The organism is Actinosynnema sp. NPDC002837 (assembly GCF_040295345.1).
Taxonomy (GTDB): domain Bacteria; phylum Actinomycetota; class Actinomycetes; order Mycobacteriales; family Pseudonocardiaceae; genus Actinosynnema.
Genome location: NZ_JBEOVG010000005.1, coordinates 20,472 through 37,684 on the forward strand (window position 1 = coordinate 20,472; position 17,213 = coordinate 37,684).

A 17,213-nucleotide genomic window follows, 5' to 3' on the forward strand; every position below is an offset into this window, starting at 1 on the left:
CAGCATGAGCGACAGCGCACCGCGACGCGGGGGAACCCTCCGGCTCTACGGACCCGGGAGCATGGACCACCTGGACCCGGCGTCGGCCTACTACGCGCTCGGCCACCAGATCACCCGGTTGTTCGCCCGGCAGCTGTTCACCTACCCCGCGGTCAAGGACCTGAAGGACTGGCGGGCGATCACGCCGGTGCCGGACGTCGCGGTCGAGGTGCCGTCGACGTACAACGCCGGGCTGAGCGTGAACCACCTGACGTACACCGTCCGCCTGCGCCGCGGCGTGCTGTGGGACACCACGCCGCCGCGCGAGGTCACCGCGCACGACTTCGTCCGCGGCTTCAAGCGGATGTGCAACCCGGTGTGCGGCGCCGGCGCGATCCGCTACTTCACCAGCACCATCCGCGGCCTGGCCGAGTTCGCCGCGGCGTACGGGGCGGCCGTGCCGCACGCCGACGCGACCGCCGCCGAGCTCGCGGACTTCCAGAACGGCCACGAGATCAGCGGCATCCGGGTGCTCGACGACTGGACGCTGGTGTTCGAGCTGATCCGCCCGGCCGCCGACTTCGTCCACATCCTGGCGGTGCCGTTCGCCTCCGCCGCACCGGTGGAGTACGACGCGCTCGTCCCCGACAGCGACGAGTTCCGGCGCGAGGTCCGCTCCAACGGCCCTTACCGGATCGTCCGCTACGACCACGGCAGGTACCTGCGGGCGGAGCGCAACCCCGTGTGGGACAAGGCCGCCGACGACGTGCGCAACCAGCACGTCGACGCCGTCGAGGTGGTCATGGAGCGGGCCGATCCGGTGCGGGTGGGCCAGGTGATCACCTCGGGTGGGGCGGACCTGTCGTGGGCCTCACCCGTCACCGAGCCCTACGAGGCCAACCCCACCGACCCCGGCAACGACCTCGGCTACGCGCTCAACCCGTACCTGGTGTTCAACACCGCGAGCCCGAACAACGGCGGGGCGCTGGGCAGGCCGCAGGTGCGCCGGGCGCTCGCGTGGGCCTTCGACAAGGTCGCGGTGCTCGACATCTACGACCAGCTCGCGGCGGGCACGGTGATGAGGCCGGCCCGCTCGGCGATCCCGCCCGGCAACGTCGGGTACGAGCCGTTCGACCTGTACCCGACGCCGGGCGACCGGGGCGACCCGGAGCGGTGCCGCGCGCTGCTGGCCGAGGCCGGCTACCCAGACGGGTTGACGCTGACGTTCCTGCACCGCGACGTGGACGCCAACCCGGAGGTGGCCAAGTCCTGCGCGGCGGACCTGGAACGGGCGGGGATCACCGTCGAGCTGCTGCCGATGGGCCACGCCGACTACTACGCCTACCTCCAGGACCCGGCCAACGCCGAGGCCGGCGCGTGGGACCTGACGTCCCCGTCGTGGACGCCGGACTGGTTCGGCAACAACGGTCGGGCGTTCCTCCAGCCGATGTTCCAGACCAACCGGGCCCGGGGCACCAGCAACTACGGGTGCTACAGCAACCCCGAGGTGGACGAGCTGATCGAGGAGGCGCTCGCCACCGTCGACGAGGACCGGGCGCACGGGATCTGGCACCGGGTGGACGAGCTGGTCATGAGGGACGCGGCCATCGTGCCGATCCTGGAGCACGCGCCGACCATCCCGCACCTCAAGGGCAGCCGGGTCCGCAACGCCATCCCGATGCCGACGATCGACCGGTGGTTCGACCTGTCCAACCTGTGGCTGGAGCCGACGCCGTGACCGCGCCGACGACCATCCCGGTGGTGCGCTCGCTGCCGACGCCCGGGAGCTACCCGTGCGGGCTCACCTGGTTCGACGGCCTGCTGTGGCACTCGGACCAGGACGCCGGCCGGATCTGGGCGATCCACCCCGGCTTCGGCGAGGTCGTGCGGGAACTGGAGTGCGGTCGCGTCCGCGCCGACCTCACCCACCACGACGGCGTGCTGTGCCAGGTCGGCGGGCGACCCAAGCGGATCGTGCTGGTCGACCCGGGGACGGGTGAGGTCGTCGGCACGAAGCCGGTCGACCCGCCCAGCGGCAGGCTGTGCGGCACGGAGACGTCCGCGGAGGGCGTGTGGATGGGTCTGCGCGAGCCGGCGGTGGTGCAGCTGCGGGACTTCGAGACCATGACCGTGCGGCGGGAGCTCCCGGTCGAGGGTTCGCCGTCCGGCCTCACCGTGGTCAACCGGACGGTGGTCTACGGGGACTTCGAAGCCGGCCTGGTGCGTGCCGTGGACACCCGGACCGGGCAGATCACCGGCACGGCCAGGGTCGAGGGCGCGCCGACGGGGATGGCCTGGGACGGCTACAGCCTGTGGTACTGCGACTTCCGGGCACGCAGGCTGAAGGCGATCAGGCTCGACGACGTCCTGAACTGACCGACCCGGCACCGGTCAGAGGGCCGGCACGGACGGCGCGCCGGCCTCCAGCCCCAGCAGGTCGCAGCACCGCAGCACGGCGTCGGGGTCGCCGACCAGCGACAGCCGCCCGGTCACCATCGCGGCCAGCGGGGTCAGCAGGCCGGAACCGATCTGCACGAACGTCGCCGCGTCCGTGGTCGCCACCATGGCGGGCTCGACCGCCGGACCCTTCACCGCGCGTGGCACGCGGTCGCGCACCTCGACGTGGTAGACGTGGTCGTCCACCCGGAACTCGTAGCGCTCGTCGATCCCGGTCGTCCTCTCCGGGCGCAGCATCGCCTCCACGGCGAGGAAACCCCAGTGCGGGCGCACGGTGTCCGAGTCGGACTTCTCCCCCACGAAGCGCATCCCCCACCGGGCCAGCCCCGCCACCAGCGGCCGCAGCTGCTGCCCCACCGGGGTCAACCGGTACGCCAGCCGTGAGCCGGTGCCGTGCAGGTCGACCTGCTCCACGACACCCCGCTCCACCAGGAACCTCAACCGCTCCGCGAGGAGGTTGGTGCCCAGGGCGGGCAGGTCGGCCAGCAGGTCGACGTAGCGCCGCGGGCCCATCAGCAGCTCGCGCACGATCAGCAGCGTCCACCGCTCGCCGACCACGTCGAGCGCCGACGCCAGTCCGCAGTACTGGTTGTACGTCCGCTTGCCTGCCATCTCACTACTGTAAACCGCAGCGTGGCCGCGGAAGGGACGGCCTCGGCCACCGGTTCAGCGCGCGCTGAACCGACCTTTCATCAGCACGGGACGGGCGAGTTCCTGGAAGTCGACCTCCGGGTCGAGGTCGCGGATGGTGCCCTCGATGACCAGCAACGAGAGCAGCGGGAAGATCAGCTCCGGCGCGGCGTGGATGCCGTGCCCGCGCTGGAGGTCGAACATCTCCGTCGCGAACGCCATGAGGCTGAACTCCCGGGCCGGCAGCTTGTGGCTGCGCCGGACCAGGTCGGCCATCCGGTCGAGGAACCCGGTCAGGTCCGCGTCCGCCCGCACCTCGGCGGCGCTCTCCACGACGATCGCGGCGCACTTGTCGCCGTCACCGACGGCCATGTTGAGGAAGAAGTCGGCGAACAGCAGGCGCAACCGCTCGGTCAGCTGGACGCTGAACCCCGCGTCGAGCACCACCACCTGGGCGGACTCGGTGAAGTACAGGTTGCCGGGGTGCAGGTCGCAGTGGACGAAACCGTTCACGAACAACATCTCGTAGATCGCGGTGAGCCCGGACGCGGCGAACTTCCGGCGGGCCGCCGGCGAGCACCTCGACGCCGCGTCGACGTCCAGGTCGGGGATGAACTCCATGGCGATGCACCGCGGTCGGCACGCCTCGGGCACCACCCGCGGCACCCAGACCCGTGGCACCACGGCCAGTTCCACGCGCAGGCGGGCCAGGCCGGCCGCCTCGCGCTCGAAGTCCAGCTGGCCGAGCACCGCGGCGCACATGGCGTCGACGACCTCCAGCACCGGGACACCGCGCAACGGCGGCAACCGGGCCACCAGCGCGGCGCCCCGGCGCATCAGGCCCAGGTCCAGCCTCATCACCCGGTCGACGCCGGGCCGGCGCAGCTTCAAGGCCACCTCGGGACCGGACGCCAACCGCGCGCGGTGGACGCCCGCGATGCTGCCGCTCGCGACCGACGAGTAGTCCACCTCGGCGAAGAGGGTGTCGAGCTCGTCCCCGTAGACCTCGGCGAACGCCTCCCGGGCCTGCCGCGGGGACATCGGCGCGACCGCGTCCTGCAACGTCGCCAACTCGTCGCACATCCCGGGCGGGAGCACGTCGCGCCGGGTGCCCAGCACCTGTCCCGCCTTGACGAACGCGGGGCCCAGCCTCATCAGCAGGGTCGTCAGCCTCGCCCACACGTGCCGCCGGGCCGCCCGACCCCCTTGCGCCAGCAGCACGAGCGGACCCGTGACGAGGAGCGGGGCCAGCGTCGCCGCGACGACGAGGAGGACCTCGCCCAACCGCGCCGCGAGCGCGAACGCCCCGGGAGGGACGTCCCCGTCGCGCTCACCCCTTGTCGACACCCGGCACCTCGATGGCCCGCAGCTGCAAGGTCGTGTAGTCGCAGTACCAGATCCGGGTGCCGTCCCAGGTGATCCCGGTCGGGTTGCCCGCGACCGAGAACGAGGCCACCTCGCGCCGTTCGTCGATGTCCACCATCGTGATGGTCGACGCGGCGTGGTCGGCGTAGGCGAGGTAGTTGTCCGACACGGTGACGCCGGCCGGCCTCCCGGAGACGGCGAAGGTGTCCACCAGGTCCATGTCCTCGTAGCCGCGCAGGTCGATGCGGCGCAGGTCCTCGTACCCCATCCAGATGCCGTGACGAGTGGCTTCCAGCCCGCACAGCACGTTGCCCGGCCTCGGGTTGGAGATCTCGCCCAGCTCGTCGCCCGACTCGGGGTCCATCACGCGCAGCGCCCGCCGGTCGCCCACGACCTGCACGAGGTTGCCGCCGACGGTGGTCAGGTCGGTGCGCACCTCGGGGCACGGGATCTCGCGCTCCACGTCGCCGCTGTACGGGTCCAACGCCATGATGCGGTTGGACACCGCTTCGGAGAACATCAGGAACTCGCCGGTCCACGTCAAGCCGCACAGCTTCAAGCCGCGGACCGGGATGTCGCGGACGGTGCCCGCCGCGAACGGCATCACCGCCTCACCGCCCGGGCGATGCGGCAGTCCAGGGTCCAGGCCGTGGCGTCACGCGCACGTCCCCGCCCGCTCGGCGGCACCACGCTCACGTGCAGCTCGTCGCCCTCCCGCACCCGCGTGTGCCGCAGCGGCCACACCCAGACCGCCCAGTTGCAGCCGGGGTAGGAGGGGTAGTTCGACAGCGACTCGCCATCGGCCAGCTCGGCGGTGAAGTACCCCATGACGGCCTGGAGGCAGCCTTCCCGCCGCACCGGCAGGCGCACCTCCCGCCGGGGCCGGCCCGTCGAGCCCTGCCCGATCACGTCGTCGCAGAGCTCGACGGGCGCGCTGAGGAACCGCGGCTCGCGCTGGAAGAAGTGCAACTGCGCGTGCGGTTCGACGAAGTCCTGCACCGCGTCGAAGCGGTAGCCGGGCACGACGTCGCCCCAGGTGCCCCAGCCCTCGCCGTCGAACTCGATGGCGACCAGCTCGGTCCTGAGGCGACGCGGCACGACCGCGCCGCCGGGGCGCAGGTTGTGCCTGGCCACCGCGTCCAGGATCTCGACCATCTGCTCCTCCGGGCCGAGGTTGCCCATCATCTCGGAGACGATCACGTCGGCGCGGCGCGGCAGCCTGGCCACCCGTGCGTCCCCCTGGACCAGGGTCACCCGGTCGTGGAGGTCGTTGTCCGCGATGATCCGCTCGGCCACGGCGGCCATCGCCGGGTCGGCCTCCACGGCGTAGACGTGCCCGGCGCCGTGCCGCAGGGCCAGCATCGACAGCACCAGCGTGCCCGCGCCGACGTCGGCGATCACGTCACCTGCCGTGATCACCGACGCCAGTGCCCGGTCGTAGGCGCTCAGCCGAGGACGGTCCGCGAGCATCACCTGGTGCATGACTAGGAGCCGTTGGTCCATGGGCGCCTTCCTGGCGAGGCGTTCCCCGAACGGCCGTCCGGAGGAACACCAGTATGTCCGGAAAACCGCCGGTGCGCTGTCAGACGTTGACCGCGGCGTGCTCCCCGACGAACGCGTCGCGCATGACCAGCCGCACGCCCGTCAGCCGGGCCTTGACCTCGTCCTCGGTCGTGACGAGCGGGGCGTCCACGCCGCTCATCGACAGCTCCGTGCCGGTCGCGCCCATGTCGGTGAGGTTTCCGCTGACGTGCACCGAGTTCGCCGCGTAGAGCGTGGCTTGCGGCGTCATGAGCTCGAACTCGGCGTCGAGGTGCAGCTCGCCCGGGAACCTGACGCGGCTCAGGCTCTCCTCGGAACCCTCGCCCAGCGTGCCGCCGGACACCCGCGGCCAGCTCGCCCGCAGCATGACCCGACCGCCCAGCTCCGGGCAGTGGCCCACGACGGCCAGCCGCGCCATCTGCGCCAGGACGCCCGTGCCCTCGGCGTGCTTCTCCGGGCCGAACAGCAGGATCTCCGTGCCGGCGGCCTTGCGGTGGTCGCCCGCCAGGTCGACGTGCACGGTCTTGCCGCCGACCTCGACCTCGATCCGGCCCTCCAGCGACACCTGCATGATCATCGACGGGTCGACCAGCATCGACATGCAGGGGCCCGCGCTCGGGGCGAAGAACACCGTCGGCGTGATGCCGACCGGCTGGTTCTCGTCGTCGGCCGGGTACCACGCCTCGGGCAACGTCGTGCCGCGGGCCACGTTGGGCGCCTGGACGACCTCGAACGGGCCGTCACCGCGCGGCTTGCCCAGGTACGGTCCGGTGAGCGGCTTCTTGAACGGCGGCACGTGGTCGACCACGCCGTGGATGTCGATCACGTTGCGGTGCGCCAGGCGCAGCGTGCTGGTCTCCAGGATGCCGAAGCGGCGGATGTAGAACTCCGCCGGGAAGTTCTTGCCCGGCACGATCTGCCGGACGTGGCCGGTGTTGGGCAGGAACGGGTTGGACAGGACCTGGATGCGGTCGTCGAGCTCGTAGCTGAAGCCCTTGATGCCGACCTCGGGCGCGCTGATGAGCTCCGTCTCGAACTCCGCGTACCCCTTCTCGTCGACCCGGTGCTCGAACCCCGGCATGGGCCACTTGTTCAGCTGGACGAAGCCGGACAGGTTGATGGTCTCGCGCCGGCCCGCGTAGTAGTCCTCGCCGAACACGACGGTCGCCGCGGCGAGGATGTGCGGTCGGATGGGTTTCGGTTCGAGGTTCAGCGACTCGTAGGTCTCCCGGGGATTGCTCACTGCTCTACCTCCAGCGTCTGTCTCGCACGAGGAAGTGGGCGAGACCGTCCACAAGTGACACAAGCTATGTGTTCCGATAGCCATGGTCCAGGTCGAGGGTCGCGTCGATGCGCGACTTCACAACACAGGCGTGTGTCGGGTAATCCCTTGGTGTTGAACGGATACACAACGTTGCGACACCCCGGACGACCTCCGGGCCAAGTCGACCCGTTCGTGGCAGCACGCCGGACCGGCCCCCTGGAGTAGCGTCGAACGCGGTTCAGTTTCCGATAGCCACTTCGGCTGGGAGCTCGGAGGACGAGATGGTGCCGCGCCACGACGAGAGCTCTTACCTGACCGCGCTGGCCGCCGTCGGGAGCTCGCTCGACCGCGCCGGGCAGGAGCACCCGGCGGCGACGGAGGACGGGCCCTCACGCCGTGCCGCGCACGAACTCGTACGGCGCCAGCGCGGTGACCAGCTCGTCGGGGACGGCGACGGGCTCGACCCCTGACCCGACGCGGCGCAGGCAGGCGACGCTCTGCTCGCCGCGCGCCACCAGCCGGTCGTCGCGCCGGAAGTCGAAGGCCATCCGCAGCCCGCTGCGCCAGCGCTCGCGCAGGGTCATCGCGATGACGACCTCGTCGAAGGCGAAGCACTCCCCGAAGTACTCCATCGAGCACGACGTGGTGGCCAGCACGAGACCACCGCCGCTCAGCTCCTTGAGCACCCCGGGCGCGTGCCGGGCCAGGAACATCTCGCGGCAGTGCCCCTGCCAGTGCAGGAACTGCGCGAAGTAGACGTTGCCGACGAGGTTGGTCTCGTCGAACGTCACCACGTGCCGCCAGTGGTACTCACGCACCGTTGTCACACCTCCGGGGCACGGCGACCGCGACGCACCGCGAGCCGACGAACGTGACGACCTCCGCCGCGGCGGTGCCGCCGACCAGGAGCCCGTCGTCGGTGGCCCGGTCGGCGACCACGTCGGCGTCACCGGGCAACCCCAGGTCCAGCAGCGCCTTCGTGGCGGCCGTCCGGCTGTCGTGGGCCCACCCGACACCCACGGGCGAGCCCCCGTCGGCGACCACGCCGTCGTCGGTGCTCACCAGTTCCAGGCGGTCGGCGATGCCCAGCTCGGACAGCCGCCTGCTCAGCAGCGGACCGATCAGGGGCACGGGCAGCGGTCCGGGCCAGGCCCGGTCGCCGAACGCGCGCAGCCGCAAACCCTCCCACCGCGCGACGGGCGCACCGTCCTGATCGGACAGCCAGAGGTCGTAGACGTAGTCGTCGCCCTCCCGCACCCGCTCCTCCGCGGTGACCAGCACCAGGCCCGTGGGCCGTTGCCACACCACCACCCGTTCGGCGGCGACGGGCAGCGCCCTGCGGTGGGGCAGGCACGCCAGCAGCACGTGGATGCCGGCGTCGTGCGCGCCCGGGTCGCCCAGCAGCAACCGGGAGGCGTGGTGCTCGGAGAACCAGCGCTCCTGACCGGACCGGACCCACGCCCGGACCCGGAAGGCCGACAGGTGCTCGTAGTCGACCAGGCCGCGCAGGCGTCCGGAGTGGAACAGCAGCTGCCCGTAGAACGGGTGCGGCCCGGCACGTCGTGGCGGTGCGGTGGTCGGGGCCCGGCCGGGCGGCGCGGGCGGGGCGGACCGGATCACGGCGCGGAAGCGATCGGTGGCGAAGCCGTCGGAACCGTCCCGCAGCACCACGTCCACCGCGGGCTCGAACTCGTCACGGGCGAGCGCCGCCACGCGCAGCGCACGCGGCTCGTGCGGGTTCACCATCACCGGGGCGGACAGCTCGACCTCGGTGAACTCCCAGGCCTCCCGTTCGCCGACCACGACCGCGGCGGCCTGGGCCATCGCCTCCAGGCCGACGACAGCCGGCAGCACCGGGACGCCGTCCACGCGGTGGTCGTCCAGGTAGGGGTCGCCGCTGAGGGAGATCACGGGCGCGAGCACCGCCTCCACCCCCGGGACGCGGACGAGGAGGTCGGCGGAGAAGCGGAGCGGTTCGGCCGGTGGACCCGACACGGAGAGCGTCGGGCCGTCCGGGAACCTCCCGGCGACCAGCTGCGTCACCGGCGCGTCCTCGTCGGCCAGCACGGCCAGCAGCGCCGCGACTCCGGCCGCGGGCTCGACCGGTGCGATGCCCCGGTCGCGCAACGAGTCCAGCACGCCCATGCGCGACCCCATGCCGACATCGCTCCAGACCGACCACTCCAGCACCCTGGTGCGGCAGGTCGGGTTCGCGGCGGCCCACCGCTCCAGGTGCGCGCGCTGCCAGTCGTTGGCGACGCAGTACTCGGCCTGCCCCGGCAGGCCGCGCCGGCCGATGATGGATCCGAAGCCGACCACCAGCGCGGGCGGCTCCCCCACCGCGGCCAGCAGGTTGTCCAGCCCGGTCACCTTGGGTGCGACGGCCTCGGCGAGGGTCGTCCCGGTGACCGCGTCCAGCGCGCGGGGCACGTTGACGCCGGCGCCGTGCAGGACGGCGCGCACCGGGCCGTGCGCCCGCGCCGCCGCGACCGCCGTGCGCACCTGGTCCGGATCGGTGACGTCGCACTCGACGTAGTGGGCGGTGACCCGCCCGTCGAGGGCGGCCAGCCCGGCTCGCACCCGTGCCGCCTCGCGAGGCGATCGCCCGACGAAGACGAGCGTGCACCCGGTGCTCGAGGCCAGGGCTTCCGCGCAGCGCGCCGTGATGCCGTCGACACCGCCGGAGGCCAGGCAGACCTCTCCCGGGCCGAGGGGCAGCGGCCCGCCCGGCGTCGCCGCGCGCACCCTCGTGACCGAACGCCGCACGCCGCCGGTCGGGTCCACGCGCAGCCGTCCGCCGATCCCGGCCAGGCGGAGGTCGACGTCGACGGTGTCCGCCGGCAGCTCGATCGAGGTCGCGGTGCAGGAAGCGATCTCGATCGCGGCGCTGCTCGCCACGGCGGCAGCGGCCGGGTGGCCGTGGTGCAGCACGACGAGCACGTCCGGCCGGTGCGCGGCGACGGACCGCAGCAGGTCCGCCACCGCCCCGGTGCCCGCGTCGTCGGCCAGCCACACGGCCAGGCCGTCGTGGGCCGCGCCGGCGACCTCGGGCGCCCTCGCGGCGTCGTGGAGCCACCGGGGCGCGGCGGCCGGCACGGTCCAGCGCACCGCGGTGCTGGGCACGGGTCCGGTCCACGGCTCCCACCGGTGCTCGAACGACCGCACCCACGGGCGCACGCCGTCGACCGCGTCGGGGGCCTGGTCGACCGGCGGCCGGCTCGCGACCAGCTCGGCCAGCTCGCCGACCGTCATCGTGTCCAGCGACGGCGGCAGGGCGGGCACGCGCCTGCCCACCAGGTCCGCGGCCTCGGCGACGAGCTGGACGACCTGCAACGAGTTCAGGTGCAGGTCGGCGAGCAGCCTGCGGTCCGGGCGGATGCCGGCCAGCGGCAGCTCCAGCGTGCGGCTGAGGTGGGTCCGCAGCAGCCGCAACGGGTCCGCGCCCGCGGTCGGTTCGGGCTCCGGCGCCCGCGTGGTGGGCGCCACCTCGGTCTCGGTCGGGTTCGCCAGCAGCGTGATGGGCGTGTCGAGGTCGAGGTGGCGGTGGGCCCGGTCGCCGAACCACCGGTCCAGGTCGCACGCGGACACCGCGGCCAGCGCGGCGCGCGCGATCGCGTGCTCCCGCCCGGAGCCGCCCGGGTCCAGCGAGACCGCCGGGAACCCGGTCGCCAGCGAGGTGAGCGTGGTGCCCGGCCCGGCCTCGACCAGCAGGTCGCACGTCGCGGTCAGGGCGGCGAGGGCGTCGGCGAACCGGACCGGCGCGGTGAGCTGGTCCACCAGCAGCGAGCGCAGGTCGGTGTCGGGGTCCAGCGGGCGACCGGTGACGGTGGAGAACACCGTCCGGCGCGGTGGCCCCAGCCGCACCCGCCGGAGCTCCTCGGCGAAGGGCGCGGCGGCCGGGCGCATCGCCTCGGTGTGGAACGCGTGGGACACCGCGAGCACCTTCGCCCGGGCGCGGGCCCGCAACGCGCGTTCCGCCACCCGGTGCACGTCCGCCGTCCGGCCCGCGATCGTGACCTGGTCGGGGCCGTTGACCCCGGCCACGACGACCGGCGTGCTCCCGGCCAGTTCCTCGACCGCGGCCAGGGGCAGGCCGATGCTCGCCATGGCGGTGCCCGCACGTCCGTGCTCACCCATCACCCGCCCGCGGGCGGTGGCCAGCCTCAGCCCTTCCTCGGCGGACAGGGCACCCGCCCACACGAGCGCGGTGATCTCGCCGAGGCTGTGCCCGACCGCGGCCACCGCGTCGCACCCCAGCTCGGCCAGCAGGGCCAAGGCCGCGAGGGACTGCCGGACGATGGCGGGCTGCGCGATGGCGGTCGCCGTCGCGCCGTCGTGCAGCCGCAGGTCCTCGGCGATCTCGGGCACGGTCAGGTCGCGCGCCCAGTCGTCGAGGCGGGCGCGCACCGGGGCCGCCTGACCCGGGAACAGCAGCCCGATCCGACGCGCGGCCCGCCGTGCGAGCACGAAGCCCTCGTCGCGGTCGACCAGCAGGGGCGACTCCCAGCCCGGCACGCGGCGCGCCGCCCGGTCCGCGGCCCTGGCCAGCCGCTCGGGGGAATCGCTCACGAGCAGGCAGCGGAACGCGGGATCGGGCGCCGCCAGCCGGTGCCGCGTGGCCGCGAGGTCGTGCAGCTCGACCGCGCTCAACGAGCCCGCCTTGGCCGCCAGGACCGCCAGCTGGGCGGCCAGGTCGTCACGGTCCTCGGCGGTCAGCGGCACGATCTCGTGCGCAGGCAACGGCCTGCTCCACCGCAGCATCGGCTCCGGCACCACGCCGGTGCCGGCCTCACCAGACCCGGAGAGCACGACGTGCGCGTTGATGCCGCCGAACCCCAGCGCGGACACACCCGCGACCGGCGTGCGGTCCAGCCACGGTTCGGGCCCGGCGAGCACGCGCAGGGTGCTGTCGGCGTCCACCAGCAGCGGGTGCGGGTCCTCGCACCCGGTCGTGGGTGGCAGCACCCGGTGGTGCGCGGCGAGCACCGCCTTGATCAACCCGGCCACGCCCGCCGCCGCCTTGGTGTGGCCCAGGTTGGCCTTGACGGAGCCGAGCGCGGCACGCGCGGCCGCACCGGCGCGCACCCGGTTGAGCGCCACCAGCTCGACCCGGTCGCCGACGGCGGTTCCGGTGCCGTGCCCCTCCACGAGGCCGGCCACCGAGGGGTCGACGCCCGCCATCGCGTACGCCCGGTCCAGCGCGCGCGCCAGGCCCGACGCCTCGGGCCGGGTCAGGCCTCCCGACCCGTCGCAGGACATGCCCCACCCGGACACCAGGGCGTACACCCGCAGCCCTCGTCGGTGGGCGTCGTCGGCGCGCATCAGCGCGACCACGCCGCAGCCCTCACCCGGCAGGAAGCCCGTCGGGTCCGCGTCGTACACCCTCATCCGCCGGCCCTCGGCCAACGCGCCCAGCCGCGAGAACCCGACCAGCTCGAACGGGTCCAGGCTCAGGTCCACCCCGCCCGCGAGGGCGAAGTCCAGTTCGCCGGACGCCAGGGAGCGGCACGCCGTGATCACCGCCAGCAGGCTCGACGAGCACGCGCCGTCGACGGTGTAGCCGGTGCCGTGCAGGTCGAAGTGGTTGCAGACGCGGCCGGCGATCGTGTTGGACAGGGCGCCGGCCAGCGTCTCGTCACCCGGCTCCGGGAAGGGCTCCCGGACCAGGTCCCGGAGCAGCTCCACGGCGTGCTCGGCCTGGCTGTCGGGCACGCCCGCGCCCGACAGCGCGGCAACCGCGGCCCGCCGGACGAACGGCCAGCGCAGCCGCAACTGGGCGGCGCGGGAGAACTCCCCGGTGAGCGAGTTGCCCAGCACGACGCCCGCGCGGTCGCGGTCGAGCCCGTCGGCGTCGGGGAAACCGGCGTCCGACAGCGCCTCCGCGCACGTCTGCAACGCGAGCCAGTGCGTCTGGTCGACCGCGCGGAACAACGGGCCGGGCACCTCGAACCGGTGCCGGTCGAACTCCCACCCGCGCAGCAGGCCCGCGTGGGTCACGTAGGTCTGGTCGGGCTCGGACCCCCGGTACCCGGCGCCGAGCCGCCGGTCGGGCAGCAGGCGGAACGCGCGGCGGCGGCCGAGCACCGCCTCCCACAGCTCGGCGGGACCCTCGGCATCGGGGTAGCGGCACGCGATGCCGACCACCGCGATCGGCGGCCGACCGCTCACGGTGTGGCCCCCGGCGTGCCGCGACGGCCGGTGCGGAGGAGCAGGACGAGGCAGCGCAGCACGCAGGTGATCACCAGGGCGAAGAACAACCCGAACGAGATCCCCGACACCACGAGGAGGCCGTAGACCGCCGCCGCGGTGACGCCGAAGACGACCTGGTCGCGCCTGCCGGCCGGGGACGTGGCGGGATCGGTGATCATGTAGTTGGTGAACAGGATGAACGCCAGCCCGGTCATGGGCGCCAGCGCCGCGAGCAGGTGGTGGTCCAGCAGCAACCAGCGCAGCAGCGCCTGGGCCACGAACCCGCCGAGCCAGCCCGCGATCAGCGGCATCCGGCCGGTCAGCTTGACGTTGATCACGGAGCCCGCCGCGAGCACGGCCAGCGGCAGCAGCCAGTCGATCGCGCCCGAGGTGTTGCTGGTGAAGTGGTAGGGCGGCGCGATGCTCACCCACGGGAACAGCAGCAGCACCACCGCGATGCCCGTGTTGGACGGGTTGAGCACGTGCCTCAGCCTGCCGCGCACGCGCAGCCGCACCAGGTACTTCGACCCGTTGCCGACCAGGATGGCGAAGATGTAGGGCCACAGGGAGGCGTTGCCCCACAACAGCATCCCGGTCGCCAGCCCGGTGATGTGGGCCGGCAGCAGGAAGACCACGAACGCCCGCCTGCCCTTGGCGAACTCGGCCCGCCTGCCGAACGCCCAGGCGTCGAGCGCCTCGAAGCACAGCGCGGACGCGTAGCTCACGAGGACGGCGACGACCGGCGTGACGGGCGCCTGCTCGAACCCGAGGAACACGTGCCCGAGGACGTTGAACGCGGTGATCGAGACGGCGAACCGGGTCAACGCCTTGACCCGGCGCTGATCGGGGGTCAGCCCGGGTTTCCCCGGTGCGACGAGCGGCCGCTCGTCCAGTGAGGCGCCGTCGAGGCGGGTCGCGGTCATCGGGTCACCGCCGTCGCGCCGGGGCCGAGCTCGACCGTGCGGTGCCCCGGTGTGACCAGGACGTCGGCGCGGTGCGTGCCGGAGCCGTCCCGCCAGGTGATCGTGGCCCGCACCGGACCTCCTCCGGGCAGCGCGAAGTGCAGTTGCGCGGCGGAGACCCCGCTGTGCCCGTTCGCCGGGTAGAGCTGCGCCTTCTGCGGGCGGTCGGGGTGGTGCAGCTCCACCTGCGCGCCGATGGCGTCGACGAACCCGCCGCCGACCGCGCCGGGGCGCACGAGGCGCAGGTCCGCCGCCGGGCCGCCCTTCACGCCGTGCAGCAGCACGGAGTCCTCCCACTGGTTGGCCACCAGGACGTCGAGGCGGTTGTCGCCGTCGACGTCGCCGACGGCAAGTCCCCTGGTGTTGTCGGGGAAGGACGCGCCCACCCGGTCCGCCAGGTCGAAGTACCGGCCGCTCGCGTCGCGGACCCAGAACCGGTTCGGCTCGTGGCCCGACAGGTCGTCACCCGGGCCGAAGCGGGGCCACACCGCCGGGTGGCGCAGCAGCTCGTCGTTGGCGATCGCCAACTCCTGCAGGACGGGCCAGCGGTTGACCTCCCCCTTGAGGAAGCCGTTGGCCTGGACGAGCTCGTCGACGCCGTCGTTGTCGAAGTCGCCCGCCTTGACGTCCCAGCACCAGCCGGCGCGGGCCAGGCCCAGCGCCTCGCTGCGCTCGGTGAAAGGCACCTCGCCCGCCAGCAGGTCGTCCGGCGCGCCGTCCGGGACGAACGCGAAGTTGCTCTCGTGCAGGCCGTACGGGACGGTGATGTTGCTGACGACCATCATCGGCAGGCCGGCGCCACCGGGGTAGGTGAAGGCGACGCCCATGCCCTTGAACGAGTCGCGGCCCAGCACCTCCGACTTCGGCGTCACCAGGTCGCGGGCGCCGGTGACCTCCTGCAACCGCACCGCGCCGGGCACCGAGCGGTTGACCATCAGCTGGTCCGGCCCGAAGTCGTTGGCCTGGTAGATCTCCGGGAGGCCGTCGCCGGTCAGGTCCTGCAACCCGGTGGCCAGCGTCCACGACTGGGCCGCGTCGCCGGTCAGGGCCACGCTGGCGTCCACGACGGCCGGCCTGCGGTCCGCGACACCCGTCGGCCGCGTCAGCAGGATCCGGTTCACGCCGCCGTTGCGGGCCGAGGACATGGAGTCCTGCATCCGGATGCGGGTCTCGTCCGACGCGGTGGGGTCGAGGACGCGCGCGCCGTCGGGGAAGTAGTTGCCCACCAGGATGTCGAGGTGGCCGTCGCCGTCGATGTCGCCGACGTTGAGCGTGCCGGAGTTCCACACCGCCATCGGCTCGATCAGCTCGTCGGCCCGGAACCGGGTGGGCGCGCCGGTCCCGCCGGTGTTGACGAAGAGGACCGGCGAGCGGCCCCAGTAGTGCACGACGAAGTCCACGTCGCCGTCTTCGTCGAGGTCGGCCGGGACGCAGCCCATGGGCGCCATCGTCGAGTCGTAGCGCAGGCCGTCCGGCCGCAGCGCGAGCGGGGCGTAGGGGACACCGCCGCCGATCGGCGCCGGGCGCAACGTCACCGAATCGTCGCGCGGGTCGACGAGGCAGACGTCGGCCGCCCGCCCGGTGCCGCGCACGTCCGCCAGCGCGACGGCCGCGCCCACCGACGAGATCCAGCCGCGGATGTCGTGCAGCTCCGGCGCGACGGCGCGCTCGGTCCGCGCGCCGACCGGCGTCTCGTTGAGCTCCAGCGCGGTGAACCCGAACCGGGCGGCGGCGGTCTCTTCGCCGAGACCCGGCCGCACCACCATCAGGCCGGCGGCGGCGCACGTGGCCACCACGACGATCACGGACAAAATCTTGCGCGCGGCAGCGGTCACCGTCACACCCATCGGTCCTCCCTGGCGAGCGGTCGGCTCAGGTTTCTGGGGCAATCCGGTCGCGCAGCCGCGCCTTCCACTCCAGGTACGCCTGCACGTCGGTGGCATCGAGCAGGTCCGCGCAGGCCTCGTCGGCCCAGCGCGCGGCTGCTTCGGCGGTCGTGCCGAGCACCTGCGCGCACGTCTCACTCGTGTGCCGCGGCACGACTCCCGAGCGGACCCGGGCGCCCGCCGCGAAGACGACGCCCTGCGCGAAGTGCGCCCGGTGCCGTCCGGCGCGGTCGATCAGCTCGGCGCGGGCCGATCCGTCCACCGCGCCCGCGTACGCGGCGGCGAGCCCGACACCGCTCCACAGGTGCGGCCGCGCGACGGCCGGCGCGCGGTCGATCACGTCGGCGACCCCCGCCGGGCAGGCGGACTCGGCGAACCACAGCGCCCGCCCGCAGCCGGCCAGGCGGGCCTGCCACACCGGCCCCGGTGCGCGCGAAGCCCGGCGCAGCAACGCCCGCGTGCCGCCGAAGTACACCTCGCCGAACCCCGAACCGTCGACGGCGAGCCACCGCAGCAGCGGGGTGCGGGGCAGGCGCGGCAGCACCGGCACGCGCGCCGCCGTGAACAACCACCCGGCGCCGACGTGCACCAGGTGCGCGTACGCGTTCCCCGGCCCGGCGAGCAACCGGTCGAGGGCGCCCGCCCGGCCGCCGGTGGCCAGGTCGAGCAGCCCGGCGAACATCGCGGCGCCTTCGTAGGCGAACCCGCGCTCCTCACCGTCCACCCGGCTCAGCGGCTCGTGCGGTCGGCGCCACGACCGCACCGCGAGGTTGAACCCGCCGAGGAAGTTCCGCGCGTGCCGTTCCAGGACGGCGCGCTGCGCCGGGCGGTCTACCCTGAAGCCCCGGCGCGAGAAGTCGGCCAGCCGCAGCGGCAGTCCCACTCGCGAAGAGGCCGCGGCGACCACGCCGTCGGTAAAAGCAAGCGCGGTTGCTGCAT

12 protein-coding genes are annotated in these 17,213 nt (G+C 73.5%); 2 read left to right on the forward strand and 10 right to left on the reverse strand.

Going from position 1 to position 17,213, the window contains the following annotated elements; genetic code table 11:
* Positions 1–4 precede the first annotated feature (4 nt).
* Together ABTZ99_RS05345 and ABTZ99_RS05350 are read left to right on the forward strand one after the other, a co-directional pair.
* The gene (locus tag ABTZ99_RS05345; protein WP_498776658.1) at positions 5–1,717 is read left to right on the forward strand and encodes an ABC transporter substrate-binding protein; all 1,713 of its coding nucleotides are present in this window, start codon (positions 5–7) and stop codon (positions 1,715–1,717) included.
* Complete coding sequence (locus ABTZ99_RS05350) at positions 1,714–2,355, forward strand: NHL repeat-containing protein (RefSeq protein ID WP_498776656.1); 642 nt, start codon at positions 1,714–1,716, stop codon at positions 2,353–2,355. Before ABTZ99_RS05345 ends, ABTZ99_RS05350 begins: the two co-directional genes overlap by 4 nt.
* A gap of 15 nt (positions 2,356–2,370) precedes the next feature.
* Here the strand turns inward: ABTZ99_RS05350 and ABTZ99_RS05355 are convergent, their stop codons facing one another.
* The 10 genes from ABTZ99_RS05355 to ABTZ99_RS05400 form a co-directional block, all read right to left on the reverse strand.
* Positions 2,371–3,048: a winged helix-turn-helix transcriptional regulator gene (locus ABTZ99_RS05355; protein WP_499608328.1), complete on the reverse strand. Its 678-nt coding sequence runs from the start codon at positions 3,046–3,048 to the stop codon at positions 2,371–2,373.
* A 54-nt stretch (positions 3,049–3,102) separates the two neighbouring features.
* Positions 3,103–4,413: an ABC1 kinase family protein gene (locus tag ABTZ99_RS05360; protein WP_498776653.1), complete on the reverse strand. Its 1,311-nt coding sequence runs from the start codon at positions 4,411–4,413 to the stop codon at positions 3,103–3,105.
* Entirely contained in the window at positions 4,397–5,035 is a 639-nt protein-coding gene (locus ABTZ99_RS05365) for an NHL repeat-containing protein (RefSeq protein ID WP_498776840.1), read from the reverse strand. The genes ABTZ99_RS05360 and ABTZ99_RS05365 overlap by 17 nt, the downstream gene beginning before the upstream one ends.
* Positions 5,035–5,934 (reverse strand): class I SAM-dependent methyltransferase, encoded by a 900-nt coding sequence (locus tag ABTZ99_RS05370; protein WP_499608331.1) that lies wholly within the window; start codon positions 5,932–5,934, stop codon positions 5,035–5,037. The genes ABTZ99_RS05365 and ABTZ99_RS05370 overlap by 1 nt, the downstream gene beginning before the upstream one ends.
* Positions 5,935–6,013: 79 nt before the next feature.
* A complete protein-coding gene (locus ABTZ99_RS05375; protein ID WP_498776650.1) occupies positions 6,014–7,216 on the reverse strand; it encodes a DUF6004 family protein in 1,203 nt (400 codons plus the stop codon).
* 410 nt (positions 7,217–7,626) lie between these two features.
* On the reverse strand, positions 7,627–8,055 hold the full coding sequence (locus ABTZ99_RS05380) for an acyl-CoA thioesterase (protein ID WP_498776648.1): 429 nt from the start codon (positions 8,053–8,055) through the stop codon (positions 7,627–7,629).
* Positions 8,048–13,405: an SDR family NAD(P)-dependent oxidoreductase gene (locus ABTZ99_RS05385; RefSeq protein WP_499608334.1), complete on the reverse strand. Its 5,358-nt coding sequence runs from the start codon at positions 13,403–13,405 to the stop codon at positions 8,048–8,050. The genes ABTZ99_RS05380 and ABTZ99_RS05385 overlap by 8 nt, the downstream gene beginning before the upstream one ends.
* Positions 13,402–14,349, reverse strand: a complete 948-nt coding sequence (locus ABTZ99_RS05390) for an enediyne biosynthesis protein UnbU (protein WP_499608337.1) — start codon at positions 14,347–14,349, stop codon at positions 13,402–13,404. Before ABTZ99_RS05390 ends, ABTZ99_RS05385 begins: the two co-directional genes overlap by 4 nt.
* A complete protein-coding gene (locus tag ABTZ99_RS05395) occupies positions 14,346–16,235 on the reverse strand; it encodes a CRTAC1 family protein (RefSeq protein ID WP_498776642.1) in 1,890 nt (629 codons plus the stop codon). The genes ABTZ99_RS05390 and ABTZ99_RS05395 overlap by 4 nt, the downstream gene beginning before the upstream one ends.
* 25 nt (positions 16,236–16,260) lie before the next feature.
* Positions 16,261–17,157 (reverse strand): DUF1702 family protein, encoded by an 897-nt coding sequence (locus ABTZ99_RS05400; protein ID WP_498776640.1) that lies wholly within the window; start codon positions 17,155–17,157, stop codon positions 16,261–16,263.
* Between the last annotated feature and the right edge of the window lie 56 nt (positions 17,158–17,213).